Genomic DNA, 24,588 nt, shown 5'->3' with positions numbered 1-24,588 from the left:
TTATAGATCGTATTTGTTCAATTTGGCGTGAAGGCTCTGCCGGCTCAGACCGAGATGTTTCGCCGCAGCGGTGCGATTGCCGTGGAAGCGCGCCAGCGCGCTCGCGATGGTCTTTCGCTCGATAGCTTCGGTCGTCGCGCGCACGATCTGCTCCAGTGACAAATTGTCCGGCCAGGCTGCGGCGATTTCCTCGACCGCGCGTTCGGCGCCCTTCGTCTCCGCCGCGCTCCAGCGCATGGTCACGTCGCGGGCGAGCAGGCCGATGAAGTCGGGCTGGTCCTCCTGATTGCCGACGGCCGAAACTTCGACGTCGGCGCTCGAGCCGAGTTCGCCCTCGAGCGTCGTCGACAGGCGGCGAACGAAGCCATGCGTGCGCACCAGGTTGAGAATCACCGACATGTCGGCGCCGGGCCGCGACAGCCAGCGCTGCGCCTTCTGGCCGATGATGGCGTTCTCGGCGCCGATTTGCGCGAGGTCCAGAAAAGTGTGGTTCGCAAGCCGGACGACGCCTTCCCGATCGACGATCAAGAAACCGTCGGGAAGGCGCATCAGCAGATCCTGGATGGAGAAAGGATCGTCCGTTTGCGCGCGGAGCTGGCCGCCGATCATCGGCGCCATATGGAACAGGAAAAACGCCCCGCCCTTGTCGTTGACGAGCGAAGCGCGAAGGCTCCATTGGGCCCGCGAGCCCAAGAGGTGGAGCGCGATGCCCGGCGCGCGGCCCTGTTCGCGCACGCGATCGAGCATCGCGTTCAGGGCCCGCCGGTCGCGGTCGCCCATCGCAGGACAGAATTGGGCGTTCGGGAAAAGCCTCAGATGCTTGCTCGCCGCCTGATTGGCTTCGACGACGCGCAGGTCGTTCACACGCACGAGCGCCACCGCGTCGCTCGACGCGTCGAGCAGCATGCGGTAGCGGGTCTCGATTTCGCGGATCTTCCAGTAGTCCCGTTCCTGCGCCTGCTGCGCGGCCATGAGGCGCGACTGCAGATCGGCGATTGCTTGCAGATTGCGCCCGACCGCGACGAAGCCGGCGCCTTCGCCGAGACTTACGGTCGTATATTCCATGAGCAGTTCGCGGCCGCTCGGGAATCGCTGCTTGATCTGAAAACAGGAGGCGCCGCCGCTCCACCCGTCCTGCGCAATTTGCAAAACCTCGCGGCTGAGCGCCGGATCGAGCGTCTCCGCCCAAGGACGTCCGCGCCAGGCGTCCACGCGCTCGCCGGAAAGAGCCTCCGACGGCACGGCCGACCGGATGACGCCGTCGCGATCCAGCGTCAGCGTGATGTCCGGCCGAGCCAGGGGCTGTTCGCTCATTTTGCTCCAGACGCCCCTCTCTCGCGCGTTTTCAGGCCTCGACAGGAGATAGGACTTAAGCAGCGCGCGCACAAGCCGAGAAATGTGCGCCTGAAAAACGAAATTGACAAGGAGATTTGACAACCAATGGAACCACAAAATTACAGCGCAGCTTCGGGATCAGAATCTTCGGAGCGAGGCTGAATGCTTTTCGAATGCTTTTACAGAGCGGGGCGGAGAGCGGGCGGCCGCGCCTGTCGGGCGGAGCCGGGCGGCGGCGGCGGCGTATTTTTTTGACAATTTAGATTGACGGTTTTCTTGCGCATGGCGCATTTCAGCTGTAAAATGAGATTTACAGTCACACGCGAGGGAAGCGCTGATGGCGTCGCTCCAGCTCAGCAAGCCGGCACAGGAATCCGCATCGCACCAGCGCCGGGCCTCCGCCGCCTCTCCCCTGCCTGCGGCGCTCGCGGAGCCCGAACGGCCGCCGGTCTTTCCGTTCTCGGCCATCGTCGGCCAGGACGACATGAAGCTCGCCGTGCTCATTTGCGCAGTGGACGCCTCCGTCGGCGGCGTTCTGGCGTTCGGCGACCGCGGCACGGGCAAGTCGACCGCCGTGCGCGCCCTTGGGGCGCTCCTGCCGCGGATGCGGGTCGTCGTCGGCTGCCCCTACAATTGCGATCCCGCCGCCGCCAAGGGCGTCTGCGACGCCTGCCGAGAGGGGCCGCTGACCTCCACGCCGAAAACGGCGTTGCGCCCGGTTCCCGTCGTCGATTTGCCGCTCGGCGCGACGGAGGATCGCGTCGTCGGCGCGCTCAATCTCGAAGTTGCGCTCTCGCGCGGCGAAAAGGCGTTCGAGCCGGGCCTTCTGGCTAGGGCGAACCGCGGTTTTCTCTACATCGACGAAGTCAATCTGCTCGAGGACCATCTCGTCGATCTTCTGCTCGACGTCGCCGCATCCGGAGAGAATGTTGTCGAGCGGGAGGGGCTCAGCGTGCGCCATCCCGCGCGCTTCGTCCTCATCGGCAGCGGCAATCCCGAGGAAGGGGAATTGCGCCCGCAATTGCTGGACCGCTTCGGCCTCGCCGTCGACGTAAAGACGCCGACGGATATCGCAACGCGCGTCGAGGTGATCCGCCGCCGCGACGCCTTCGAGCGCGATCCGGGCGGTTTCGTCGAGGCATGGCTCCCCGAGGACCAAAAACTGCGCCGCAAGATCGTCTCGGCGCGCGACGGCCTCGCGCGCGTGGAACTGCCCGACGCGGCGGTGGAGACCGCGGCGCGCCTGTGCCTCGCGCTCGGCACGGACGGCCTGCGCGGCGAGCTGACGCTCATCCGCGCCGCCCGCGCGCTGGCGAGCTTCGAGGGCGACAGCGCGGTTCGCGACGACCATATCCGTCGCGTCGCGCCCTTCGCGCTGAGCCATCGGCTGCGCCGCAACCCGCTCGACGACGCCGGCTCCGCCGTGCGCGTCGAACGCGCGATCGGGGAGGTTTTCGGCGCATGAGCGCGGCGGCCGGGACGGAATCGGCCTGGGCGCGGGCCGCGCGCGCGGCGGCTCTCTTCGCGATTGATCCACTACAGTCCGGCGTGGCGCTGCGCGCCGGCCCCGGCCCCGCGCGCGACGCCTGGCTGGCGCTGCTGCGCGATCTGCTTCCCCCCGGCGCGCCGATCCGCCGCGCCCCAGCGGGGGTCGGCGACGACCGCCTGCTTGGCGGTCTCGATCTCGCGGAAACGCTGCGCGCCGGCCGGACCGTCGCCGAGACGGGGCTGATGGCGCAGGCCCATGGCGGCGTGCTGCAACTCGCCATGGCGGAACGTCTCGACCCCGCCGCCGCCGCGCGCGTCGGCATCGCGATGGACCTCGGCGAGATTTGCGTGGAGCGCGACGGGATTGCGCTGCGCCGCGCCGCGCGCTTCGGCGTCGTCGCGCTCGACGAGGGCTGTTGCGACGACGAGCGGCCGCCGGAAGCGCTGCTCGACCGCCTCGCCTTCCATGTCGATCTCGCGGGCGTCGGCCATCGCGAGATCGAACAGCCCGTCCATAAGCGGCGCGACGTCTTGGAGGCCCGCGCGCGCCTGCCGCATGTTCGCGCGGGATCGCAGGCGATCGAAACCCTCGCGGCCGTCGCCGCGCGACTTGGCGTCGTCTCCCTGCGCGCGCCGCTTCTGGCGCTTCGAGTCGCCCGCGCCCTTTGCGCGCTTCGCGGCGCCGACGCGATCGACGGCGACGACGTGGCGGCGGCCGCGCGTTACGTCCTCGCGCCGCGCGCCGCGGCGCTTCCCGCCGCAGAAGAGCCGCCCGCGCCGCCCGAGGCGGGGGAAACGCCCCCGGACGGCGCCGGGAACGAGCCGCCCCCCGAGAGCGCAGGACGCGACGATCGCGACGACGCGCCGGCGCCGTCTCTTGAAGAGATCGTGCTCGCTGCGACGGCGGCCGCGATCCCGAAAGATCTCCTCGCGCGGATCGAGGCGGGAACCGTCTCGCGCGCGAAATCGGCGCACGTCGGCAAGTCCGGGAGCAGCGCGGCGTCCGCCAAGCGCGGGCGTCCGCTCGGCGCGCGCGGCGGGCAATTGCGCGAGGGACGCCTCGGCCTTGTCGAAACGCTGCGCGCCGCAGCGCCCTGGCAGGGTTTCCGCCGCAAGACCGCGGGGGAGAACGATCCCCGCCGCGTGCTGGTTCGGCCCGAGGATTTCCGAATCCGGCGCTATCGCGAGCGCCGCGAGTCTACCGCCATCTTCGTCGTCGACGCCTCCGGCTCCGCCGCCTTGCAGAGGCTCGCGGAAGCGAAGGGCGCGATCGAACTGCTGCTCGCCGACTGCTATGTGCGCCGCGACAATGTCGCGCTCGTCGCCTTCCGCGGCGCGGGCGCCGAGCTCGCCTTGCCGCCGACGCGCTCCCTGACCCGCGCCAAACGCGCGCTCGCGGGCTTGCCCGGCGGCGGCGGAACGCCGCTCGCGGCAGGCCTCGAATCGGCGCTCGGGCTGGCGCAATCGCTCGCCCGCAAGGGCCAGTCGCCGCTCCTCGTCGTGATGACCGACGGGCGCGCCAATGTGCGCCGCGACGGCCAGACCGGCCGCGGCCCCGCGCTGGAAGACGCGCTCGCGGTCGGCCGGTTGGCCCGCGCCGCCGGCGTCGCCGCTCTCGCCATCGACACTGCGCCGGCGATCGGCGAGCGAGCCGAGCCGCCGACGCTGAAGCTCGCGCAGGCGATGAACGCGCGCTACGTCAAGCTGCCCCATGTGAACGCGGCCGGTCTGTCCGCCGTCGTTCGCGCCGTCGCGCCGGCGTCCTAGCGGCGTCCATGTTTCCGCTCGCCGAAACCGGCCGCCTCACGCTCGAACGCGACGGCGCCGACTGGCCGAACCGCGCCGCGAGCCGCATGATCGAGGCGGGCGGGCTGCGCTGGCATGTGCAAATCATGGGCGACGGCCCGCCGCTTCTCCTGTTGCACGGAACCGGCGCCGCGACCCATTCCTGGCGCGACGTCACGCCGATCCTGGCGCGCCGCTGGCGCGTGCTGGCGCCTGACCTGCCAGGCCACGGCTTCACCGCCGGCGCAGGCCCCCCCACCCTGTCGCTGCCCGGCATGGCCCATGCGCTCGCCGCGCTGCTCGACGCCCTGGGCTTCTCTCCCGAGCTTGCCGTCGGACATTCGGCCGGCGCCGCCATCCTCGCGCGCCTTCGCCTCGACGGGCGCATCGCGCCGCGCCGCGTCGTCAGCCTCAACGGCGCGCTGGCGCCTTTCACGGGCCTCGCTGGCCATATTCTGCCGCCGATGGCGAAGCTCCTCTTCCTAAACCCGCTCGCGCCGCATTTTTTCGCTCGGTCGGCGGATCGCGCCGCCACGGCCCGGCTGCTCGACGGCACAGGTTCGCGGATCGACGCGCGCGGCGTCGATCTCTATGCGCGGCTTCTGGCGAATCCCGCCCATGTCGGCGGGGCGCTGGGGATGATGGCGAACTGGGATCTGCGCGCCCTTCAGCGCGATCTCCCGCGCCTCGCGACGCCGCTCGCGCTCGTCGCGGCGACAAACGACAAGACGGTCGCGCCGCAGATTGCGCGGCGGCTCGCCGCGAGCTTGCCGGATGCGGCGTTCGCGGAGATCGAGGGCCTCGGCCATCTCGCGCATGAAGAGGCGCCGGGCCGCGTCTGCGAGATCGTTGAGCGGCTCGCCGACGAAATGCGGGCGTCCCCGCGCCTTTTCCCTTGATCAATCATAGCTGACACTGCTAGTGTCATTCTATGTTGACACTTGCCCCTCGATCGGCCTTGTCGATGTCGCCCGCGCAGCCCCGCGCGATTGTGATCGGCTCTGGTTTCGGCGGCCTCGCGGCGGCGGTCCGGCTCGGGGCGCGCGGCTATCGGGTCACCGTGCTCGAAAAGCTGGACGCCCCTGGCGGGCGCGCCTATGTCCACCGTCAGGACGGCTTTACGTTCGACGCCGGCCCTACGATCGTAACCGCGCCTTTCCTCTTCGAGGAGCTTTGGGCGCTGTGCGGACGAAAAATGTCCGACGATGTCGAACTCGCGCCGATGGATCCGTTCTATCGCATCCGCTTTCACGATGGGACGAGCTTCGACTACAGCGCTGACCAGACGAAGATGCGCGCGCAGATCGCGCGTTTCGACGAGTACGGCGTCGAGGGCTATGAGCGCTTCATGCGCATGAGCACGGAAATTTACCGCATCGGCTTCGAACGGCTGGGCGACGTTCCCTTTTCGTCGCCGCTCGATATGGCGCGCATCGCGGGCGACCTCATTCGCCTACAGGGCTATCGCAGCGTCTACGGACTCGTCTCGCAGTTCTTTCGCGACGAGAGGCTGCGCACCATCTTCAGTTTCCACCCGCTGCTTATCGGCGGCAGCCCGTTTCGCGCGACCGCGATCTATTGCCTCATCTCGCATCTCGAGCAGCGCTTCGGCGTTCATTTCGCGATGGGCGGAACGGGACGGCTCGTCGCGTGCCTGGTCGATCTCGTCGAAGGACAGGGCGGCGAGGTCCGCTGCGACAGCGAGGTCGACTCGATCATCGTCGAAGACGGCGCCGCCAGGGGCGCGCGTCTCGCGAGCGGCGAGACGCTCCGCGCCGACGTCGTGGTCTCCAACGCGGATGCGGCCTGGACCTACCGTCATCTTCTGCCCGCCGCCGCGCGCAGGCGCTGGAGCGACCGCAAGATCGAACGCGCCGATTATTCCATGGGCCTCTTCCTCTGGTATTTCGGCGTGCGGCGGCGCTACGAGGACGTCGCGCATCACACCATTCTTCTGGGTCCGCGCTATCGCGAGCTGATCGCGGATATTTTTCAGCGCAAGCGGCTCGCGGCCGACTTCAGCCTGTATCTGCATCGTCCGACGGCGACCGACCCGTCGCTTGCGCCCGAGGGATGCGATGCCTTCTATGTCCTATCTCCCGTGCCCAATCTCGAAGGCGGGCAGGACTGGGCGAGCCTCGCCGAGCCCTATCGCGCCGCGATCGCGGAGGCGCTGGAACAGTCGATTCTTCCCGGCCTGTCGTCGCAGATCGCGACGTCGCGCGTGACGACGCCGCAGGATTTCGAAAGCCGGCTCCTCGCCTTTCGCGGAGCGGCCTTCAGCTTCGAGCCGGTGCTGACCCAAAGCGCCTGGTTTCGGCCGCACAACGCCAGCGAAGACGTGCGCAACCTCTTCATCGTCGGCGCCGGCACGCATCCGGGCGCGGGACTTCCCGGCGTTCTCTCCTCCGCGCGCATTCTCGACAAGGTGGTTCCGCATGCCTCGGTCTTCGCCTGAGACGCGCTTTGCAACCGACAGCGACCACGCCGCCTGCCGCGAAGCGATACGTCAGGGGTCGCGCAGCTTTCACGCCGCCTCGCTGATCCTGCCCGCGAAGACGCGGCGGCCCGCCTACGGCCTTTACGCCTTCTGCCGTCTCTCCGACGACGCCGTCGATCTCGACGGCGGCTCGCTCCCCGCCCTCGCGCGGCTGCGCGACAGGCTTGCGCGAGCCTATGAGGGGCGGCCCTTGCCGATTCCCGCCGACCGCGCCATGGCGGATGTGGTTCGCGACTTCGCCATCCCGCGCGCCGTGCCGGAGGCGCTGCTCGACGGACTCGGCTGGGACGCGGAAGGGCGTCGATATGAAACGATCGAGGATCTCTACGCCTATGCGGCGCGCGTCGCGGGAACGGTGGGCGTCATGATGGCGCTGATGATGGGCGTGCGCGCGCCGCAGGCGCTGGCGCGCGCCTGCGATCTCGGGATCGCCATGCAGCTCACCAATATCGCGCGCGACGTCGGCGAGGATGCGCGCGCAGGCCGCATTTATCTGCCCCTGCGATGGCTGCGCGAGGCGGGCGTCGAGCCTGGGAGATTTCTCGCCGAGCCCGCGCCGGACGAGCCCCTGAAACAGGTCGTGGCGCGGCTGCTGCGCGAGGCCGACGCGCTTTACGCGCGCGCGCGCAGCGGCATTGCGGCTCTGCCGCCCGCCTGCCGTCCCGCGATCCTCGCCGCGGCGATGATCTACGCCGACATCGGCCGCGCCCTCGACAGGAAATTCGCGCTCGATTGCGTGAACCACCGCGCGCGCGTTTCAGGTCCGCGCAAGGCGCAGCTCCTCGCCCGCGCCCTCGCGGGCGCCCCCTTTTTGCCGCGGCGATCGGCGGCCCCTGCGCTCGAACAGGCCGCCTTTCTCATCGACGCGGTCTCCCGCGCGCCCGCGCCGGCGCGAAGTCCGGCCGCGACATACAGCGCCATCGGCGCGCAGGTTCTGCGCGTGCTCGACATGTTCGAGCGGCTCGAGCGCGCCGAACGTTTCGGCGAGTGACGCCATGCTCGAAGATTATTTCGGCGTCGTCGAACTCGTCTTCTCCTTCAGCCTCATCGTCGGCTTCTGCCTCTGGCAGATTTGGGCGACCGAGAAGGCAAAGAAGAAATTCGAACAGGAACGCGCCAAGCGCGAGGGCGACTGATCACCATCGCGGCATGCGGAAGGGCAGCATGAGGCGCACGACCGGATTGGCGAAGCGGTCGAGAGACAGGCTTTCGTGCACCGACTCCACCCGCTCGCCCTGCAAGGTCGAGGCGATCAGCGAACGCGAATAGAAAGGCGTGTCCTCGAAGCCGCGCAGCGCCTCCGCGCGACCGTCGTCGCCGCGCGTGCGCCGCGCGACGCGCCAGAGCGTGCGCGGAAGCTGCGCGACAGGCGGCGCCTCGAATTCCTCACATGCGCCATGGCGGTCGAATCGCAAGGCGAGCGAAAGCGGCGTCTCGCGGCGCCGCTCGGCGTCGTAGAGAATGGTCGAGGCGCCGTCCTTCCGGCTCGCCCGCGACCATGTCCAATAGGAAAAGCCGTCTTCGAGCGCCTCGGCGCCGGCGTTCATGTCGAAATATCCGGCGCCGCGCCAGCTGAGCGCCGGCGATGCGAAATCGAGCGAGACGCGCGCATGAGGCGCGATGGGACGCCAGAGATGGCGGCCCTGCGTTTCGAGCGTGAAGGCGCGCGCGTTGATCGCCGTGGGTTCGACGCGCACGACGCCGCGCAGACGGCGCGGAATGGGCGCCGAGATTTCGTCGATCTCGATCGTCAGCCCGGCGCCGTCCCAGCGCAAGGCGCTCGGCCCGATCGCCAGCTGCATTGCGTCCCGCGTCAGCGCGCCGCGCCCGCGCTCGGTCATCGCCCAGCGATGGCCGTTCGGCCCGTAGAGCGCGACGTTGACGGCGCAATGATTTTCGGGATCGCGCCGGCCGGCCCAGGCGTAATAGGGCGAGAAGACGCTGCCGATGAAAGCGATGACCGTCAGCCCGCAGCGCCCGTCGTCGCTCAGCGCGTCGACATACCACCAGGCGTAGCCGCCGGGCGCTACCGGCGCGTCGAAAGAAGGTCCGCCGTCACGCTCGCCGCCGCGAGACGTCCCGAAAGCGCCGCCATCGGCACGCCCGGTCCCGGATGCGTCGATCCGCCCGCTAGATACAGGCCCGGCAAGCGCGTGCGCGACCCCGGACGCGCGAAACTCGCCCGCCAGCCGTGAGACGCCGGTCCGTACAGCGCCCCTCCCGTCGCCGGAAAGAGGCGGCCGAACTCCCGCGGCGTCGTCACGACGGTCGTCGCGCTGTCGCGCCGAATCAGGAGCCCGCATCTCTCGAGCAGCCGGAATGTCGCCTCTTCGCATGATCGGAGCTCCGAAGGTTCGGCGCCGCCGGGATCGTCGGAAGGCGGCGCGTTGACGAGACACAGCAGGCGCTCGGCCGCATCCGGCGCAGCGCTCTCGCTGGCGTCGCCTCGGTCCTGCGCGCAGACGTAAACGGTCGGCGCGCGGGGCGGCCGCTTGCGCGCGAAGATGTCCTCGAATTCGGCGGCGTAGTCCGATGAAAAGAAGATATTGTGATGCGCGAGCGGAAAGCCGTCCGTTTTCGCCCGCATCGCCCAGGTGATCGCCGACAGCGACCGCTGCGCGACGGGCGGCGCGGGACAGGCCGACGCGGCCTCGGGACCGAGGAGCCCCGCTCCGAGCGCTGCGAAATCCCCGTTCATCACGACGGCGTCTGCAGGGAAATAGTCGCCCTCTTCGGTCTCGACGCCGGCGGCGCGGCCCCGCGCCACGACAATGCGTTTCGCCGCGCAGCCATAACGAATGACGGCGCCCTTTTCGCGCGCGAGTTCCGCGAGCGCCGCAGCCAGCCGATGCATGCCGCCGCCGACGCGCCAGACGCCTTCGCTCTCCACATGGGCGACGAGCATGAGCGTCGCTGGCGCGAGAAAGGGCGACGAACCGCAATAGGTCGCATAGCGTCCGAAAAGCTGGCGCAGACGCTCATCCTCGAAATGCTCGCCGAGCGCGCGCCACATCGTCGCAAAGGGCGAGATGCGAACGAGATCGCCGAGCCCGCGAAGGCCGGCGCGGCCGACGAGACCGACCGGCGTGGGGCGCGAGGCGCGGATGAAAATGTCGCGCAGCGTTCCGTAAATTCCCGCAGCGCGCGCGCGGAACGCGCGATAGGCCCGCGCCTCGCGCGGGCCGGCGAAAGCGCCGATGGCGTCGGCGCTGCGCTCGGGATCGGCGAAGAGATCGAGCCGCTCCTCTTCGCTCCAGGCGTGACGGGCGAGCGTTTCGAGCGGCGCGAGCGTCAGTCGGTCGGAAAAGCGCGCGCCCGCCTCGTCGAACATCTCGTCGAAAACCCAACGCATGGTGAAGACGGTCGGGCCCGCGTCGATCCGCGCGCCGCCCGCGTCCGCTTCGCGCATCTTGCCGCCCGGCGCGGCGGCGCGCTCCAGCACGACGACGTCGAACCCGCGCGCTGCGAGGAGCAGGGCGGCGGAAAGCCCGCCGACTCCCGCGCCAATGACCGCCACCCGGCGCGGCTTCATCTTCGTCGCCTCCATTCGTCGAAGAGCATTGATCAATGCGGGGATTGGTGTCAATATTATTTGACGCTCGTAAACGACAACCTATCATTACAGATGCGAGGAGCGGCCATGGACACGACGGCGCGAATCGAACAGGCCCTCGAACGGGCGATTCTCGATGCGCAGGGCCAACGGCAGGCGGGGCTCGCCGCGCCGCCGATTCTCGGCTCCGCCTTGCATTACGCGGTCTTTCCCGGCGGCCACCGCATCCGGCCCCAGCTGTGTCTCGCCGTGGCGCAGGCCTGCGGCGACGCCGATCCCGCAGCCGCCGACGCCGCGGCGGCCTCCATCGAGCTATTGCATTGCGCCTCGCTGGTCCATGACGACCTGCCATGTTTCGACGATGCGGACACGCGGCGCGGCAAGCCGACGATCCATCTCGAATATGGCGAGCCGATCGCCGTTCTGACCGGCGACGCGCTGATCGTTCTCGCCTTCGAGAATCTCGTCAGATACGCCGCCGCCGACTGCCGGCGCATGACGGCGCTGCTGACGACGGTCGCGCAATCCGTCGGGTCGCCCAATGGAATCGTCGCGGGCCAGGCGTGGGAGTGCGAGCCGGCCGTATCGCTCGCCGATTATCAGCGCGCAAAGACAGGCGCGCTTTTCGTCGCGGCGACCGTCTCCGGCGCCGCCGCCGCCGGGGTTCCTCACGAGCCCTGGCGCACGCTCGGCGAAAAGATCGGCGAAGCCTATCAGGTCGCGGACGATTTGCGCGACGTGCTGTGCAGCGCCGAGGAGCTCGGAAAGCCGATCGGCCAGGACGCGACGCGCCTGCGGCCCAACGCCGCCGCGCAGCTCGGCGTCTCCGGCGCGAAAAGCCGTCTCGAGGATCTCCTGTCGACGGCCATGGAGTCGATCCCCGACTGCCCCGGCGCGGCGGAGTTGCGAGAGAGGATCGCCGCGCAGACGGCGATGTTCTTCCCCGGGCGGCGCGCGCGCGCCGCCGCTTGAGCGCGCCGCCGTGACGCTGCCGACCGCTCTCCAGGCGCCGATCGTTTCCCTGAGGGAGCGCTGGCTCGTCTTCCGCAGCCGGCTGATCGCCACGCCGGAATTTCAACGCTGGGCGGCGGGATCGCTTTTCACGCGGTTTGTCGCGCGCCGGCGCACGCGCGCCTTGTTCGACCTGTGCGCCGGCTTCGTTTATTCGCAAATCCTGCTCGCCTGCGTGCGGCTCGATCTGTTCGCCATCCTCGCGCGGGGGCCCGCCGCTCTCGACGACCTCTCCGCGCGTCTCGCGCTTCCGCCCGAGGCGGCGGAGAGACTGCTGCGCGCCGCCGTTTCCCTGAAGCTTCTGCGCGCCCTGCCAGACGGCCGCTACGCGCTCGACGATCTCGGCGCGGCGATGCTCGGCAATCCGTCGATCGCCGGCTTCATTGAACATCACGCCCTGCTCTACGATGACCTCCGCGATCCGGTCGCGCTGCTGCGCAACGAGGTTGCGACAAAGCTCTCCGCGTTCTGGCCCTATGCGGGAGACCGGCCGGGAATGGCCTCGAACGGCGCAGACGCCGAGACCTGTCGCGCCTACAGCGAACTCATGTCGCGCTCGCAGGCGATGCTCGCGCAGGACATTCTCGACGCCTATCCGCTCGGGGCGCATCGCTTCCTTCTCGACGCCGGCGGCGGCGAGGGCGCCTTTATCGCGGCGGCCGCGGAACGCTTCCCGCATCTTCGTTTCGCTCTATTCGACCTCCCCGGCGTCGCCGCGCGCGCGCAGGCGGATTTCGAGGCGCGCGGCCTGTCGGATCGCGCGGCGGCGCACGGCGGCAGCTTTCTCTCCGACCCCCTTCCGACAGGCGCGGACATCGTCTCTCTCGTGCGCGTGCTGCACGATCACGACGACGAATCGGCGCGCGCGATCCTGAGCCGCGTCAGGGACGCGCTCCCGCGCGGCGGAACGCTGCTTCTCGCCGAGCCCATGTCCGAAACGCCCGGCGCGGAGCCGATCGGCGCCGCCTATTTCGGTTTCTATCTTCTCGCCATGGGCCGCGGCCGGCCCCGGAGCGCGACAGAGATCGCCCGGCTGCTTCGCGAGACGGGTTTTCATGACATTCGTCATCCTCCGACGCGACGCCCGCTGCTCGTGAGCGCGATAATTGCGCATACGGTGTAAATCTGTGTTGACGTTTTTTGTTGTCAGTTTAAGATGACGTTTGCTCGAGGCTGCGGGGTTTTTCCCGCCGCCGGCAGCGGAACAAAGCGCCATGCCGAACGCCCTCGCGATCGTCCTCGAACAGCCCGAGCGGATTGCTCTCAACAGGCTGACTCTCGACGCGCCGACGGCGGACGACATCGTCGTGGAGACCCGCTGGAGCGGAATCAGCACGGGAACCGAGCGCCTGCTCTATACGGGCCGCATGCCGGCCTTCCCCGGCATGGGTTATCCGCTCGTTCCCGGCTACGAGAGCGTCGGAGCCATAGTCGAGGCGGGCCGCAATTCAAGACTGGGTCCCGGCCAGCGCGTCTTCGTTCCCGGCGCCAGATGTTTCGGGCCCGTGCGCGGCCTCTTCGGCGGCGCCGCCTCTCATCTCGTCACGGCCGCGTCGCGCGCCGTTCCGGTTTCCGACGCGCTTGACGAGAAAGGAATCCTCCTCGCGCTCGCCGCCACGGCCTTTCACGCCCGCGCGGGCGTCGACGCCGGCGACGGCGAACTCATCGTCGGGCACGGCGTGCTCGGTCGACTGCTTGCGCGTCTCGCGCTCGCCGATGGCGGCGCGCCGCCGACTGTCTGGGAGTTGAACCCAGAACGGGCGCAAGGCGCCGACGTCTATCGCGTCACGACGCCAGACGAGGATCCGCGCCGCAATTATCGGACGATCATCGACGTCAGCGGCGATCCGGACATTCTCGACGCGCTGATCGCACGTCTCGCCCCGGGCGGCGAAATCGTTCTCGCGGGCTTCTACGACAGGCCGCTGTCTTTCGATTTCGTCCCCGCCTTCATGCGCGAGACGCGCATTCGCATCGCCGCGCAATGGGCGCCGAAAGATCTGGCCGAGGTTGCGCGCCTCGTCGAAGCGGAACGGCTCTCTCTCGACGGGCTCATCACGCACCGACGCTCCGCCGCCGACGCGCCGGAGGCCTACAGAACCGCCTTCAACGACCCTTCCTGCCTCAAGATGGTCCTCGACTGGAGTGGATGCGCATGAACCTCGAGCAAGGATTCTTGACCCGCGAAGAAATGGCCAATCCGCCCGCGCATCTTTTGCGCGCGGAGGCCGCCGTCGAACCGGATCCCGTTCCGACGCAGTCGACGAAAGCGACGCAGATCATCGCGATCTACGGCAAGGGCGGCATCGGCAAGAGCTTCACGCTCGCCAACCTCTCCTACATGATGGCGCAGCAGGGCAAGAAAGTCCTGCTCATCGGCTGCGATCCCAAGAGCGATACGACTTCTCTTCTCTTCGGCGGCCGCGCCTGCCCGACCATCATCGAAACCTCGACGAAAAAGAAGCTTGCGGGCGACGAGGTCGCGATCGGCGACGTCTGCTTCAAGCGCGACGGCGTCTTCGCCATGGAGCTCGGCGGGCCGGAGGTCGGACGCGGCTGCGGCGGACGCGGCATCATTCACGGCTTCGAGCTACTGGAAAAACTCGGCTTCCACGACTGGGGATTCGACTTCGTCCTGCTCGATTTTCTCGGCGACGTCGTCTGCGGCGGCTTCGGCCTGCCCATCGCCCGCGACATGTGCCAGAAGGTGATCGTCGTCGGATCGAACGACCTCCAGTCGCTCTATGTCGCCAACAACGTCTGTTCGGCTGTCGAATATTTCCGCAAACTCGGCGGCAATGTCGGCGTCGGCGGCATGGTCATCAACAAGGACGACGGCACGGGCGAGGCGCAGGCGTTCGCGCGCGAGGCCGGCATTCCGATCCTCTCCTCCATCCCCGCCGACGAGGACATTCGCCGCAAGAGCGCGAATTACGAAATCATCGGCAAACCGGATGGACGCTGGGGGGCGCTCTTTTCCGAGCTCGCCGTCAATGTCGCCGAAGCCAGGCCAAATCAGCCCCGCCCGCTGACGCAGGACCAGCTGCTCGGCCTATTCAAGAGCGAGGCTGTCGGCCGCGACGTGACGCTGACGCCCGCGACCATTGAAGACATGTGCGGAACGGCGGCCGTCGGGAAACCGTCGCTCGAAGTCGTCTACGACAACGCGTGAGCCGCGCCATGACCGATCACGCGCCCCAACTCAGCAACGCCGACGCGCCCCAGGTCGATTTCGCGGCGACTGAAACCGACGGACTCGGTTGCCACGCCGGCAAGGACAAGCTGCGCGAGGCGGCCATGGCCGCCGGCATGAGCGAAACGCTCGGGCGATACGCCAGGGATTATCCCGTCGGGCCTCACGATCAGCCGCAAAGCATGTGCCCGGCCTTCGGCTCGCTGCGCGTGGGCTTGCGCATGCGCCGCACGGCGACGGTCCTTTCCGGCTCGGCCTGTTGCGTCTACGGCCTGACTTTCACCTCGCATTTCTATGGCGCGCGGCGCACGGTCGGCTATGTGCCGTTCAATTCCGAAACGCTCGTCACCGGCAAGCTGTTCGAGGATATTCGCGACGCCGTTTTCAATCTCGCCGATCCCGAGAAATACGACGCCGTCGTCGTCATCAATCTTTGCGTGCCGACCGCCTCCGGCGTGCCGCTGAAATTGCTGCCGAAGGAGATCGACGGCGTGCGCGTCATCGGCGTCGACGTTCCGGGCTTCGGCGTGCCCACCCATGCCGAAGCGAAGGACGTGCTCGCCGGCGCGATGCTGCGCGTCGCGCGGCAGGAAGCCGAACGCGGTCCCGTCCAGGCGCCGCGCGCGCCGAAAAGCGACAAGCCTGCCGTGACGCTGCTCGGCGAAATGTTCCCCGCCGATCCCATGCAGATCGCCGCCATGCTGGATCTTCTCGGGCTTTCGGCCGGCCCGGTCGTTCCGACCCGCGAATGGCGCGAATTGTATGGCGCGCTCGATTGCGCGGCCGTCGCGGCGATCCATCCGTTTTATGCCGCCTGCGTGCGCGAATTCGAGGCGGCGGGCCGCAAGGTCGTCGGCTCCGCGCCCGTGGGCCACGACGGAACGGCGGCCTGGTTCGAGGCAATCGGAAACGCTTGCAATCTTCCACGCGACCGCATCGACGCAGCAAAGAATCGCCTGCTCCCGGCGATCAGGGGCGCGCTGGCGGCGACGCCCATCAGGGGCCGCATCACGCTTTCGGGTTACGAAGGCTCGGAGCTTCTCGTCGGACGCCTTCTCGTCGAAAGCGGCGCCGATCTGCGCTACGTCGGCACCGCCTGCCCGCGCACGGCGTTTTCGGACGCCGACCGCGAATGGCTCGAAGCCAAGGGCGTACATGTCCAATATCGCGCCTCGCTGGAACAGGATTTCGCGGCCTTCGAAGAATTTCGGCCCGATCTCGCGATCGGCACGACGCCTGTCGTGCAGAAGGCCAAGCAGAACGCGACCCCTGCGCTTTACTTCACGAACCTCATCTCCGCGCGCCCCTTGATGGGCGTCGCCGGCGCAGGCTCGCTCGCGCAGGTGATCAACGCCGCAATCGCAGGAAAGGCGCGCTTCGACGACATGAACGCCTTCTTTGAAGGCGTGGGCGAAGGCGACGCTGCGGGCGTGTGGCGGGATGTCCCGCGCGACCGTCCGGAGTTCAGAGCGAAGCAGCGCGCACGGCGCGCGCGAAAGCCGGCCGAGGAGATGGGCGCATGCTAGTCCTCGATCACGACCGCGCGGGCGGCTATTGGGGCGCCGTCTATGTCTTCACTGCGATCAAGGGATTGCAGGTCGTCATCGACGGGCCCGTGGGTTGCGAAAATCTGCCCGTGACCTCGGTGCTGCATTACACCGACGCGCTTCCGCCGCACGAACTTCCGATCGTCGTCACAGGTCTTTCGGAGGAAGAACTCGGCCGCCACGGCACCGAAGGCGCGATGAAGCGCGCCCATGCGACGCTGGATTCCAATCTTCCGGCGGTCGTCGTCACGGGCTCGATCGCCGAAATGATCGGCGGCGGCGTGACGCCGGAAGGAACCGGCCTCCAGCGCTTTCTCCCGCGCACGATCGACGAGGATCAATGGCAGTGCGCCGACCGCGCACTGACATGGCTCTGGCGCGAATATGGCGCGAAAAAAGGCAAGACTCCAAAGCAGAAGCCGCGCGCGCCGGACGCGAAGCCGCGCGTCAACATCATCGGCCCGAGCTACGGCATGTTCAACATGCCCTCCGACCTGGCGGAAATCACGCGGCTCGTCGAAGGGATCGGCGCCGAGATCAACATGGTTTTCCCCCTCGGCAGCCATGTCGCGGACGTCGCGCGGCTCGCCGACGCCGACGCCAACATCTGCATGTATCGTGAATTTGGGCGCAGCCTGTGCGAGGAGCTCGATCGGCCCTATTTGCAGGCCCCGATCGGACTGCACAGCACGACGAAATTCCTGCATGCGCTCGGAGAGCTGCTGGATCTTGATCCCGCCCCCTTCATCGCGCGCGAGAAACACACGACCATCAAGCCGCTGTGGGATTTGTGGCGCTCGGTGACGCAGGATTTCTTCGGCACAGCGTCCTTCGGCGTCGTCGCCAACGAAACCTATGCGCGCGGCATACGTCACTTCCTCGAAGACGAGATGGGGCTTCCCTGCAAATTCGCGATCGCGCGCAAGCCCGGCGAGAAGACGGACAACGCCAGCGTGCGGAGGGCCGTCGCCGAGAAAACGCCGCTCGTTCTCTTTGGCAGCTACAACGAACGCATGTACGCCGCCGAATGCGGCGCACGCGCAATTTATATTCCGGCATCCTTCCCCGGCGCAATCATTCGACGCCACACGGGCACGCCCTTCATAGGATATTCGGGCGCAACCTATCTCGTGCAGGAAGTCTGCAACGCGCTCTTCGACGCGCTCTTCAACGTCCTGCCGCTCGGAACGGAGCTCGACAAGGTCGACTCGACGCCGGCGCGTCCGCACCGCGAACTCGCATGGGACGAAGCCGCCAAGGCGCTACTCGACGAGATCGTCGAGGCGATGCCGGTGCTTGTGCGCATTTCCGCCGCGAAGAGGCTGCGCGACGCCGCCGAACGCGAAGCGCGCCGTGCGGGCGAAGATCATGTCAGCATCGAGCGCGTCGATCGGGCGCGCGCATTGGCGATGGAGGGCCGCAGCGCATGACGACGCAGCTTCGCTTCGCATCACATTCGATTGAGGCTCTCTCAGGAAAGGGGCGCGACATGCAGACGGCTGTCCATACGACGACGAATCTCGACCGGATCCAGTTCTTCGTCCTCTTTGCGGCCCTTTATCCATTGTTGCTGACCGCCGACGGCGCCAAGCGGCTCGCTTCGCGCGTCGTGACGCGCGGTGAAATCCAGTCCAAACCCTCGCGCTCGATGCTCCTCGACGCGCGGGACAATGCGTCGATTGCGATTTCCTACGCGGTCTGGGCGCGAAAGACCTTGCAAGCCTTCGTCCGGTAAAGCCGGTCGGAACGCCTGTCGTGACGCAAAGCGTCACGATTATTGTCGCCGCGTAAGGCGTGCGCGGTAATGCTAACGGAGGTCAAGACAATGGCCAACGACAAGGAAAGGTCGTCACTGTCCGGTTTGACAGAGGCGGAGGCCCTGGAGTTCCACAGCCTCTTCATCAAGAGCTTCCTGGGCTTCACCATCATCGCGATCATCGCGCATGTGCTCGTGTGGAACTGGCGCCCGTGGCTGCCGGGCCCGAAGGGCTACGCCATGCTCGACGGCGTGACCAACGCCGTTCACAGCGCGCTGCCCTTCATCGGCTAAGGAGGACGACATGCACAAGATTTGGTTGCTGTTCGATCCGCGACGCACGCTGGTCGCGCTTTTCACCTTCCTGTTCACGCTGGCGCTGCTGATTCATTTCATCCTGCTCAGCACCGACCGGTTCAACTGGCTGGAAGGTCCGCGCACCAGGACCGGCCAGATCGAGCTGACACAGCCGAACTCTTTCGGCTGATCTGTCCCGACACGAACCTATCAGACAACCGTTGCGGACAGGCGCGCGCCCTGCGCGTCTGCCCGTGGCCATTCATCTCAGGAAGAGACGACCCAGCGAGGAGATTCCGCGATGGCGATGCTGAGTTTCGAGAGAAAATATCGCGTGCGGGGCGGCACGCTCCTGGGGGGAGACCTCTTCGACTTTTGGGTCGGCCCCTTCTACGTCGGATTTTTCGGCGTAACGACCATCATCTTTTCGGCGCTCGGAACGGCGCTGATCGTCTACGGCGCGGCGATCGGGCCGACATGGAATGTCTGGCAGATCAACATTGCGCCGCCAGACATCAAATACGGTTTGGCCCTCGCGCCGCTCAAGGAAGGCGGACTCTGGCAGATCATCACGATCTGCGCGATCGGCGCTTTCGTTTCATGGGCGCTTCGCGAAGTCGAAATCTGCCGGAAGCTCGGCATCGGCTACCATGTGCCCTTCGCGTTCAGCTTCGCGATCCTCGCCTATGTCACGCTCGTCGTCTTCCGTCCGATGTTGCTCGGCGCGTGGGGACACGGCTTTCCATACGGCATTCTCAGTCACCTCGACTGGGTGTCCAACACCGGCTATCAATATCTGCATTTCCATTACAATCCAGCGCATATGATCGCCGTGTCGTTCTTCTTCACGACGACGCTCGCCCTGTCGCTGCACGGCTCGCTCGTTCTGTCCGCCACGAACCCGCCCAAAGGCGAGCCGGTGAAGACGCCCGAGCATGAAGACACCTTCTTCCGCGACATCATCGGCTATTCGATCGGCACGCTCGGCATTCATCGCCTGGGATTGTTTCTCGCGCTGGCCGCCGTCTTCTGGAGCGCGGTCTGCATCATCATCAGCGGCCCGTTCTGGACGCGGGGATGGCCGGAGTGGTGGAACTGGTGGCTCAATCTTCCGGTCTGGCGCTAACGCTCGGGGAGACGGATCGTGGCATATTATCAAAACATCTTCACGCAAGTTCAGGTGAGGGGAAAGGAGCCCGAACCAGGCGTCCTTTCGGATGAGATCCAGCGAACGGGCGAAGGATTTTTCGTCCATGTGTTCGGCAAGATCGGCAATGCGCAGCTCGGCCCCATCTATCTCGGTTACATCGGCACGCTGTCGCTCGTCTGCGGTTTCATCGCCTTCGAGATCATCGGGCTCAACATGTGGGCCTCCGTGAACTGGGATCCCGTGCAATTCGTGCGGCAACTGCCCTGGCTCGCGCTGGAGCCGCCGAAGCCGGAATACGGCCTCAAAGTTCTGCCGCCGCTCGCTGAAGGCGGCTGGTGGCTAATCGCCGGCTTCTTCCTGACGACGTCGATCCTGCTCTGGTGGGTGCGCGTCTACAAGCGCGCGCGGGCCTTGGGGCTCGGCACGCATACGGCGTGGGCGTTCCTCGCCGCGATCTGGCTCTATCTTGTGCTCGGCTTCATCCGTCCGTTGCTAATGGGCAGCTGGAGCGAGGCGGTGCCGTTCGGGATTTTCCCGCATCTCGACTGGACCGCAGCCTTCTCGATCCGTTACGGCAATCTCTTCTACAACCCCTTCCATATGCTCTCGATCGTTTTCCTTTACGGCTCGACCCTGCTCTTCGCGATGCATGGCGCGACCATTCTGGCGGTAAGCCGGTTCGGCGGCGAGCGCGAGATCGAGCAGATCCTCGACCGCGGCACCGCGTCTGAACGCGCGGCGCTCTTCTGGCGCTGGACGATGGGCTTCAACGCCACAATGGAGTCGATCCATCGCTGGGCCTGGTGGTTCGCGGTGCTGTGCCCGCTGAGCGGCGGCATCGGCATCCTTCTCACAGGCACGGTCGTCGACAACTGGTATCTCTGGGGCGTCGCTCACGGCATCGTTCCGGAATATCCCCATTATTTTCCGCCCGTGGTCGATCCCGCGGCAGCCGCAGGAGCCGCCCAATGAAACTCGGACTCTCCTTCATCGGCGTCGTCGCCGCCGTTCTGCTGACGACGGCGATGCTCTTTACTTCCGGCTGGACGAAACCGCCCATCCACGTGACGCAAAACGGATTCCGCGGCACGGCGATGGCGCAGCTCGTCAGCGCGAACGCTGAGCGCATGAAAAGGCTTGAGAATGCGCTGCCGGACGTCGTCGAACCCGCCTCGCCCGACGGCGAGCGCGCCACGCAGACATACAAGAATGTGAAAGTGCTAACCGACCTCAGCACGGAGCAGTTCAACCGCGTCATGACCGCCATCACGCAATGGGTGTCGCCCGATCAGGGCTGCGCCTATTGCCACAATGCGGAGAATTTTGCTGACGACGGCCTTTACACGAAGATCGTCGCGCGGCGGATGCTGCAGATGACGCGCGACGTGAACAAGCTCTGGACCGCGCATGTGGGCGAGACGGGCGTGACCTGCTACACCTGCCATCGGGGACAGCCGGTTCCCACGCATGTCTGGCGCATGGACCCCGGCAAGGCCGGCGCCGGCGGTTTCGCGGCGACGAACGACGGTTTCGGCCATCCCTCGCCGGCGAACGGAACGACCAGCCTGACCTATGATCCGCTGACGCTCTATCTGTTCGACAATCAGCCGATCCGCGTCAGCGCGAAGGACGCCCTGCCGAAGGAATCGGGCGCGGCCATTCAGGCGACCGAAAAATCCTTCGCGCTGATGATCCACATGTCCCAGAGCCTTGGCGTCAACTGCACCTTCTGCCACAACTCCCGCGCTTTCTGGAGCTGGTCGGAAAGCACGCCGCAGCGGGCGACCGCCTGGCACGGACTCGAAATGGTGCGAGAGCTCAACGGCGCCTATCTCGAACCGCTCAAGGCGTCCTATCCGGCGAACCGGCTTGGGCCGCTGGGCGACGCGCCCAAGGCGAACTGCGCCACCTGCCACCAGGGCGTCAGCAAACCGCTCTACGGCGCGAGCATGGCGAAGGACTACCCGGAACTCGGCGGAAAGGCGAAATAAAAACCCTTACCTCCGCAAACTAAAAGGAACGGGCGGATTCCTCGAGGATCCGCCCGTTTTCTTTCGGCGCCGAGACCGGGAGGCTACAAAAGTTACCTCCGACCTATGCTGACATAGGTGAAACCGCGTTTGCGAATATCGGCGGGGCGATAAATGTTGCGCAGATCGACGATGATCGGATTCTTCAACAACTGCTTGACCCGATCGAGATCGAGCGCGCGGAAGGCGTCCCATTCCGTCACGATCGCGAGCGCGTCCGCGCCTTCCAGCGCCGAATAGGCGTCGTCGTGGAAGGTCACTTCCGGCATCAACGGCCGCGCCTGCTCCATGCTCTCCGGATCATAGGCGTGAACCTGCGCGCCGTCGCCCGCGAGCGAGGCGACGATGGCGAGCGAGGGCGCGTCGCGCATGTCGTCCGTATTCGGTTTGAAGGCGAGGCCCAGCAGCGCGATCTTCTTACCGCGCACGGAGCCGCCCAGCGCCATGATGATCTTGCGCGCCATGGCGCGCTTGCGGGCGTCGTTAACCGCGACAACCGTTTCGACGATGCGAAGACTGGAGCCTTCGTCCTGACCGGTCTTGATCAGCGCCAGCGTGTCCTTGGGGAAGCAGGAGCCGCCATAGCCCGGGCCGGCATGCAGAAACTTGGAGCCGATGCGCTTATCGAGGCCGATGCCGCGGGCGACGTCCTGCACGTCGGCGCCCACCTTCTCGCACAGATCGGCGATCTCGTTGATGAAGGTGATCTTGGTCGCGAGAAAGGCGTTGGCCGCGTATTTGGTGAGTTCAGACGTACGGCGTCCAACGAAAACAAGCGGCGGGGCGTTGAGCGAGAGCGGCCGGTAGATTTCCTCCATCACGTCGCGAGCGCGCGGATCCTCGACCCCGATCACGACGCGGTCGGGGCGCTTGAAATCCTCGATCGCCGCGCCTTCGCGGAGGAACTCGGGATTGGAGACCACCGAGAAATCTGCCTTGGGATTCACTTCCCGGATGATGCGCTCGACCTCGTCGCCGGTCCCCACCGGCACGGTCGACTTGTTGACGATGACCGTAAATCCGTCGAGCGCTTCGGCGATGGTTTTCGCAGCGGCGAACACATAAGAGAGATCGGCATGGCCGTCGCCGCGCCGCGAGGGCGTGCCCACAGCGATGAACACGGCGTCGGCGCCCTTCACCGCCGGCGCGAGATCGGTCGTGAAGGACAAGCGGTTCTGCTTGACGTTGTTGGCGACCAGTTCGTCGAGGCCCGGCTCGTAAATCGGGATTTCTCCGCGCTTCAGGCGCTCGATCTTGCCAGCGTCGGCGTCGACGCAAATAACTCGATGACCAAAATCAGCAAAACAAGCCCCCGAAACAAGCCCGACGTAACCCGAACCGATCATCGTAATGTTCATTGCCTATAGGTCCCTTTTTCGGAGGCGGAAAGATTGAAGAGCGACAGGTCGGGCCTCGGCGCGCATTCATTCCGGTCATGGCGCATTTGTCAATCGCCGCTCATAAGACGTCGCGCGGCTTATAGGCGCGCCTTCTTGCTGAACGCGCCAGGCCCCATATTTGTTTCTACTCCGCAATACGTTGGTTAATTGTCAAATTCGCGACAGACGGCGCAAGCTGAAGCTTGTGCTTCCATGTCTGACAGGAGCGGCGCGCCGCGCAGGGCTCCGCCAGAAGACCCGGCGGGCCGAATCTCACACCGGGCCGGGGGCGGCGTCATCCAGCGACGGAAAGACTCCAAGCGCTTTTCGCGATCTCCAGCTCTTCATTCGTCGGGACGACGAAGATGGCGACGCGCGATTGCGGCGCCGATATTTTTGCCGCTACCTTCAAATTCGCGGCCACGTCCAGCGCTGCGCCCAGCCATTCGCAGCCCGCGCAAACCTCTGCGCGGGTCGCGGCGTCGTTCTCGCCGATGCCGGCGGTGAAAACGAGGGCGTCAAGACCGCCGAGCGCCGCGGCCAGCGATCCGATTTCGCGCTGGATTCGATAGACGAAAAGCGCAATCGCTTCCTTCGCCTCGGGCGCGGAAGAGGCGCGCAGCGCGCGCATGTCGGATGATATGCCAGAGACCCCGAGGAGGCCTGATTTGCGATATATGAAATCCTCGAGCTCACGCGCGCCGAAGCCATACTGGTCGATCATGTGCAAAAGGACGCCCGGATCGATGGCGCCGCAACGCGTCCCCATCATCAGCCCGTCGGCGGCGGTGAATCCCATCGTGCTCGCGACGCTGCGCCCGTCCTTCACCGCGCAGAGACTGGCGCCATTGCCCAGATGCGCGACGATGACGCGACCGCTGGCCGCTTCCGGCGCGATCTCGCGCAGCCGGCCGACGACATATTCATAGGAAATGCCGTGGAAGCCGTAGCGTTTGACGCCGGCCTGCGCATATTTGCGCGGAATGGCGAGAGCCTGCGCCAGAGGCGGCTGACTGCGGTGAAAAGCCGTATCGAAACAGGCGACCTGCGACAGCTGCGGATGCATCTCGCGCATTGCGCGGATGACCGCGAGATTGTGCGGCTGGTGAAGCGGCGCGAGTGGAATGTATGCCGCGAGCCGCTCCACGATCTCCGCCGTCAGCAGGACGGGCGCGGCGTATTCGGCGCCCCCGTGCACCACGCGGTGGCCGACGACGGCAATATTCTTGCCGTCGAGCCATGGCCCCGCGAGGCGCATCATCGCACGCGTCGCCGCCGCGTGATCGAAACCCGGCGCCGGAAACTCCTCCGTCGACACTGTCGCGCCGCTCGCGTCCGACAGCCGCGCGCGCGGCGTCGCGCCGATGCCGTCGATGAGCCCCCGGAGACGAAGACCGGGTTTTGCAGCCGCTTCGAAAACCGCGAATTTGAGGCTGGAGGAACCAGCGTTGACGACCGCAATGTTCGACATGGTATCGATCCGTCACCTGATGACGCCAACGCCGCCGGCATGGACGGCTTATTCGACGCGCGAAGCCGGCGAGAGATCCGTCGGCAATTTGAT

The 24,588-nt window shown here is 66.7% G+C and carries 23 protein-coding genes; 18 read left to right on the top strand and 5 right to left on the bottom strand.

The window, feature by feature from the left end:
* Positions 1–1,314, bottom strand: coding sequence for a transcriptional regulator PpsR (gene ppsR / locus ACV959_RS02405; RefSeq protein WP_475738331.1), 1,314 nt, complete (start codon positions 1,312–1,314; stop codon positions 1–3).
* A gap of 505 nt (positions 1,315–1,819) precedes the next feature.
* Here ppsR and bchI point away from each other — a divergent pair.
* The 6 genes from bchI to ACV959_RS02375 are packed head-to-tail and all read left to right on the top strand — an operon-like array spanning position 1,820 to position 8,244.
* Entirely contained in the window at positions 1,820–2,800 is a 981-nt protein-coding gene (gene bchI / locus ACV959_RS02400; RefSeq protein ID WP_475739572.1) for a magnesium chelatase ATPase subunit I, read from the top strand.
* The gene (locus ACV959_RS02395) at positions 2,797–4,590 is read left to right on the top strand and encodes a magnesium chelatase subunit D (RefSeq protein WP_475738330.1); all 1,794 of its coding nucleotides are present in this window, start codon (positions 2,797–2,799) and stop codon (positions 4,588–4,590) included. The genes bchI and ACV959_RS02395 overlap by 4 nt, the downstream gene beginning before the upstream one ends.
* 8 nt (positions 4,591–4,598) lie before the next feature.
* The gene (gene bchO, locus ACV959_RS02390) at positions 4,599–5,507 is read left to right on the top strand and encodes an alpha/beta fold hydrolase BchO (RefSeq protein WP_475738329.1); all 909 of its coding nucleotides are present in this window, start codon (positions 4,599–4,601) and stop codon (positions 5,505–5,507) included.
* A 32-nt stretch (positions 5,508–5,539) separates the two neighbouring features.
* A complete protein-coding gene (locus ACV959_RS02385) occupies positions 5,540–7,066 on the top strand; it encodes a phytoene desaturase (RefSeq protein WP_475738328.1) in 1,527 nt (508 codons plus the stop codon).
* On the top strand, positions 7,047–8,099 hold the full coding sequence (locus tag ACV959_RS02380; protein WP_475738327.1) for a phytoene/squalene synthase family protein: 1,053 nt from the start codon (positions 7,047–7,049) through the stop codon (positions 8,097–8,099). The genes ACV959_RS02385 and ACV959_RS02380 overlap by 20 nt, the downstream gene beginning before the upstream one ends.
* 4 nt (positions 8,100–8,103) lie before the next feature.
* Positions 8,104–8,244 (top strand): hypothetical protein, encoded by a 141-nt coding sequence (locus ACV959_RS02375; protein ID WP_475738326.1) that lies wholly within the window; start codon positions 8,104–8,106, stop codon positions 8,242–8,244.
* Here the strand turns inward: ACV959_RS02375 and ACV959_RS02370 are convergent, their stop codons facing one another.
* Positions 8,245–9,099, bottom strand: a complete 855-nt coding sequence (locus ACV959_RS02370; protein ID WP_475739571.1) for a hydratase — start codon at positions 9,097–9,099, stop codon at positions 8,245–8,247. It lies immediately after the preceding gene.
* A gap of 35 nt (positions 9,100–9,134) precedes the next feature.
* A complete protein-coding gene (gene crtD / locus ACV959_RS02365) occupies positions 9,135–10,640 on the bottom strand; it encodes a 1-hydroxycarotenoid 3,4-desaturase CrtD (protein ID WP_475738325.1) in 1,506 nt (501 codons plus the stop codon).
* 108 nt (positions 10,641–10,748) lie between these two features.
* Between crtD and ACV959_RS02360 the strand changes: the two genes are divergently transcribed.
* From ACV959_RS02360 to pufC, 12 genes are all read left to right on the top strand, one after another.
* On the top strand, positions 10,749–11,633 hold the full coding sequence (locus ACV959_RS02360) for a polyprenyl synthetase family protein (protein ID WP_475738324.1): 885 nt from the start codon (positions 10,749–10,751) through the stop codon (positions 11,631–11,633).
* Positions 11,634–11,643: 10 nt separating this feature from the next.
* Complete coding sequence (locus ACV959_RS02355; protein ID WP_475738323.1) at positions 11,644–12,795, top strand: methyltransferase; 1,152 nt, start codon at positions 11,644–11,646, stop codon at positions 12,793–12,795.
* A 91-nt stretch (positions 12,796–12,886) separates the two neighbouring features.
* The gene (bchC, locus tag ACV959_RS02350; protein WP_475738322.1) at positions 12,887–13,831 is read left to right on the top strand and encodes a chlorophyll synthesis pathway protein BchC; all 945 of its coding nucleotides are present in this window, start codon (positions 12,887–12,889) and stop codon (positions 13,829–13,831) included.
* Positions 13,828–14,844 (top strand): chlorophyllide a reductase iron protein subunit X, encoded by a 1,017-nt coding sequence (locus ACV959_RS02345; protein ID WP_475738321.1) that lies wholly within the window; start codon positions 13,828–13,830, stop codon positions 14,842–14,844. Before bchC ends, ACV959_RS02345 begins: the two co-directional genes overlap by 4 nt.
* Positions 14,845–14,852: 8 nt before the next feature.
* The gene (gene bchY, locus ACV959_RS02340) at positions 14,853–16,391 is read left to right on the top strand and encodes a chlorophyllide a reductase subunit Y (RefSeq protein ID WP_475738320.1); all 1,539 of its coding nucleotides are present in this window, start codon (positions 14,853–14,855) and stop codon (positions 16,389–16,391) included.
* Positions 16,385–17,842: a chlorophyllide a reductase subunit Z gene (gene bchZ / locus ACV959_RS02335; RefSeq protein WP_475738319.1), complete on the top strand. Its 1,458-nt coding sequence runs from the start codon at positions 16,385–16,387 to the stop codon at positions 17,840–17,842. Before bchY ends, bchZ begins: the two co-directional genes overlap by 7 nt.
* Positions 17,843–17,901: 59 nt before the next feature.
* Positions 17,902–18,147, top strand: a complete 246-nt coding sequence (locus ACV959_RS02330; protein ID WP_475738318.1) for a hypothetical protein — start codon at positions 17,902–17,904, stop codon at positions 18,145–18,147.
* A gap of 90 nt (positions 18,148–18,237) precedes the next feature.
* The gene (gene pufB / locus ACV959_RS02325; protein ID WP_475738317.1) at positions 18,238–18,462 is read left to right on the top strand and encodes a light-harvesting antenna LH1, beta subunit; all 225 of its coding nucleotides are present in this window, start codon (positions 18,238–18,240) and stop codon (positions 18,460–18,462) included.
* A gap of 10 nt (positions 18,463–18,472) precedes the next feature.
* On the top strand, positions 18,473–18,655 hold the full coding sequence (gene pufA, locus ACV959_RS02320; protein ID WP_475738316.1) for a light-harvesting antenna LH1, alpha subunit: 183 nt from the start codon (positions 18,473–18,475) through the stop codon (positions 18,653–18,655).
* Positions 18,656–18,766: 111 nt separating this feature from the next.
* A complete protein-coding gene (pufL, locus tag ACV959_RS02315) occupies positions 18,767–19,591 on the top strand; it encodes a photosynthetic reaction center subunit L (protein WP_475738315.1) in 825 nt (274 codons plus the stop codon).
* An 18-nt stretch (positions 19,592–19,609) separates the two neighbouring features.
* Positions 19,610–20,587: a photosynthetic reaction center subunit M gene (gene pufM / locus ACV959_RS02310; protein WP_475738314.1), complete on the top strand. Its 978-nt coding sequence runs from the start codon at positions 19,610–19,612 to the stop codon at positions 20,585–20,587.
* Entirely contained in the window at positions 20,584–21,606 is a 1,023-nt protein-coding gene (gene pufC / locus ACV959_RS02305; protein ID WP_475738313.1) for a photosynthetic reaction center cytochrome PufC, read from the top strand. Before pufM ends, pufC begins: the two co-directional genes overlap by 4 nt.
* Before the next feature lie 92 nt (positions 21,607–21,698).
* Here the strand turns inward: pufC and ACV959_RS02300 are convergent, their stop codons facing one another.
* Together ACV959_RS02300 and ACV959_RS02295 are read right to left on the bottom strand one after the other, a co-directional pair.
* A complete protein-coding gene (locus ACV959_RS02300; RefSeq protein WP_475738312.1) occupies positions 21,699–23,003 on the bottom strand; it encodes a UDP-glucose dehydrogenase family protein in 1,305 nt (434 codons plus the stop codon).
* 316 nt (positions 23,004–23,319) lie between these two features.
* Complete coding sequence (locus ACV959_RS02295) at positions 23,320–24,495, bottom strand: acetate/propionate family kinase (RefSeq protein WP_475738311.1); 1,176 nt, start codon at positions 24,493–24,495, stop codon at positions 23,320–23,322.
* Between the last annotated feature and the right edge of the window lie 93 nt (positions 24,496–24,588).

The organism is Methylocystis sp. Se48, assembly GCF_056269425.1.
Note: the sequence above shows the minus strand (reverse complement) of the source record. Positions and strands in the feature narration are given on the sequence as shown.

What these genes read in the sequence shown, in the direction of transcription:
- bchO (WP_475738329.1), top strand. Translation starts at nt 4,599, where the DNA reads ATGTTTCCGCTCGCCGAAACCGGCCGCCTCACGCTCGAACGCGACGGC.
- bchZ (WP_475738319.1), top strand. Translation starts at nt 16,385, where the DNA reads ATGCTAGTCCTCGATCACGACCGCGCGGGCGGCTATTGGGGCGCCGTC.
- ACV959_RS02345 (WP_475738321.1), top strand. Translation starts at nt 13,828, where the DNA reads ATGAACCTCGAGCAAGGATTCTTGACCCGCGAAGAAATGGCCAATCCG.
- ACV959_RS02295 (WP_475738311.1), bottom strand. Translation starts at nt 24,495, where the DNA reads ATGTCGAACATTGCGGTCGTCAACGCTGGTTCCTCCAGCCTCAAATTC.
- ACV959_RS02330 (WP_475738318.1), top strand. Translation starts at nt 17,902, where the DNA reads ATGCAGACGGCTGTCCATACGACGACGAATCTCGACCGGATCCAGTTC.
- pufC (WP_475738313.1), top strand. Translation starts at nt 20,584, where the DNA reads ATGAAACTCGGACTCTCCTTCATCGGCGTCGTCGCCGCCGTTCTGCTG.
- pufB (WP_475738317.1), top strand. Translation starts at nt 18,238, where the DNA reads ATGGCCAACGACAAGGAAAGGTCGTCACTGTCCGGTTTGACAGAGGCG.
- crtD (WP_475738325.1), bottom strand. Translation starts at nt 10,640, where the DNA reads ATGAAGCCGCGCCGGGTGGCGGTCATTGGCGCGGGAGTCGGCGGGCTT.
- ACV959_RS02360 (WP_475738324.1), top strand. Translation starts at nt 10,749, where the DNA reads ATGGACACGACGGCGCGAATCGAACAGGCCCTCGAACGGGCGATTCTC.
- bchY (WP_475738320.1), top strand. Translation starts at nt 14,853, where the DNA reads ATGACCGATCACGCGCCCCAACTCAGCAACGCCGACGCGCCCCAGGTC.
- pufA (WP_475738316.1), top strand. Translation starts at nt 18,473, where the DNA reads ATGCACAAGATTTGGTTGCTGTTCGATCCGCGACGCACGCTGGTCGCG.
- ppsR (WP_475738331.1), bottom strand. Translation starts at nt 1,314, where the DNA reads ATGAGCGAACAGCCCCTGGCTCGGCCGGACATCACGCTGACGCTGGAT.
- ACV959_RS02395 (WP_475738330.1), top strand. Translation starts at nt 2,797, where the DNA reads ATGAGCGCGGCGGCCGGGACGGAATCGGCCTGGGCGCGGGCCGCGCGC.
- ACV959_RS02385 (WP_475738328.1), top strand. Translation starts at nt 5,540, where the DNA reads ATGTTGACACTTGCCCCTCGATCGGCCTTGTCGATGTCGCCCGCGCAG.
- bchI (WP_475739572.1), top strand. Translation starts at nt 1,820, where the DNA reads ATGAAGCTCGCCGTGCTCATTTGCGCAGTGGACGCCTCCGTCGGCGGC.
- bchC (WP_475738322.1), top strand. Translation starts at nt 12,887, where the DNA reads ATGCCGAACGCCCTCGCGATCGTCCTCGAACAGCCCGAGCGGATTGCT.
- pufL (WP_475738315.1), top strand. Translation starts at nt 18,767, where the DNA reads ATGGCGATGCTGAGTTTCGAGAGAAAATATCGCGTGCGGGGCGGCACG.
- ACV959_RS02375 (WP_475738326.1), top strand. Translation starts at nt 8,104, where the DNA reads ATGCTCGAAGATTATTTCGGCGTCGTCGAACTCGTCTTCTCCTTCAGC.
- ACV959_RS02300 (WP_475738312.1), bottom strand. Translation starts at nt 23,003, where the DNA reads ATGAACATTACGATGATCGGTTCGGGTTACGTCGGGCTTGTTTCGGGG.
- ACV959_RS02380 (WP_475738327.1), top strand. Translation starts at nt 7,047, where the DNA reads ATGCCTCGGTCTTCGCCTGAGACGCGCTTTGCAACCGACAGCGACCAC.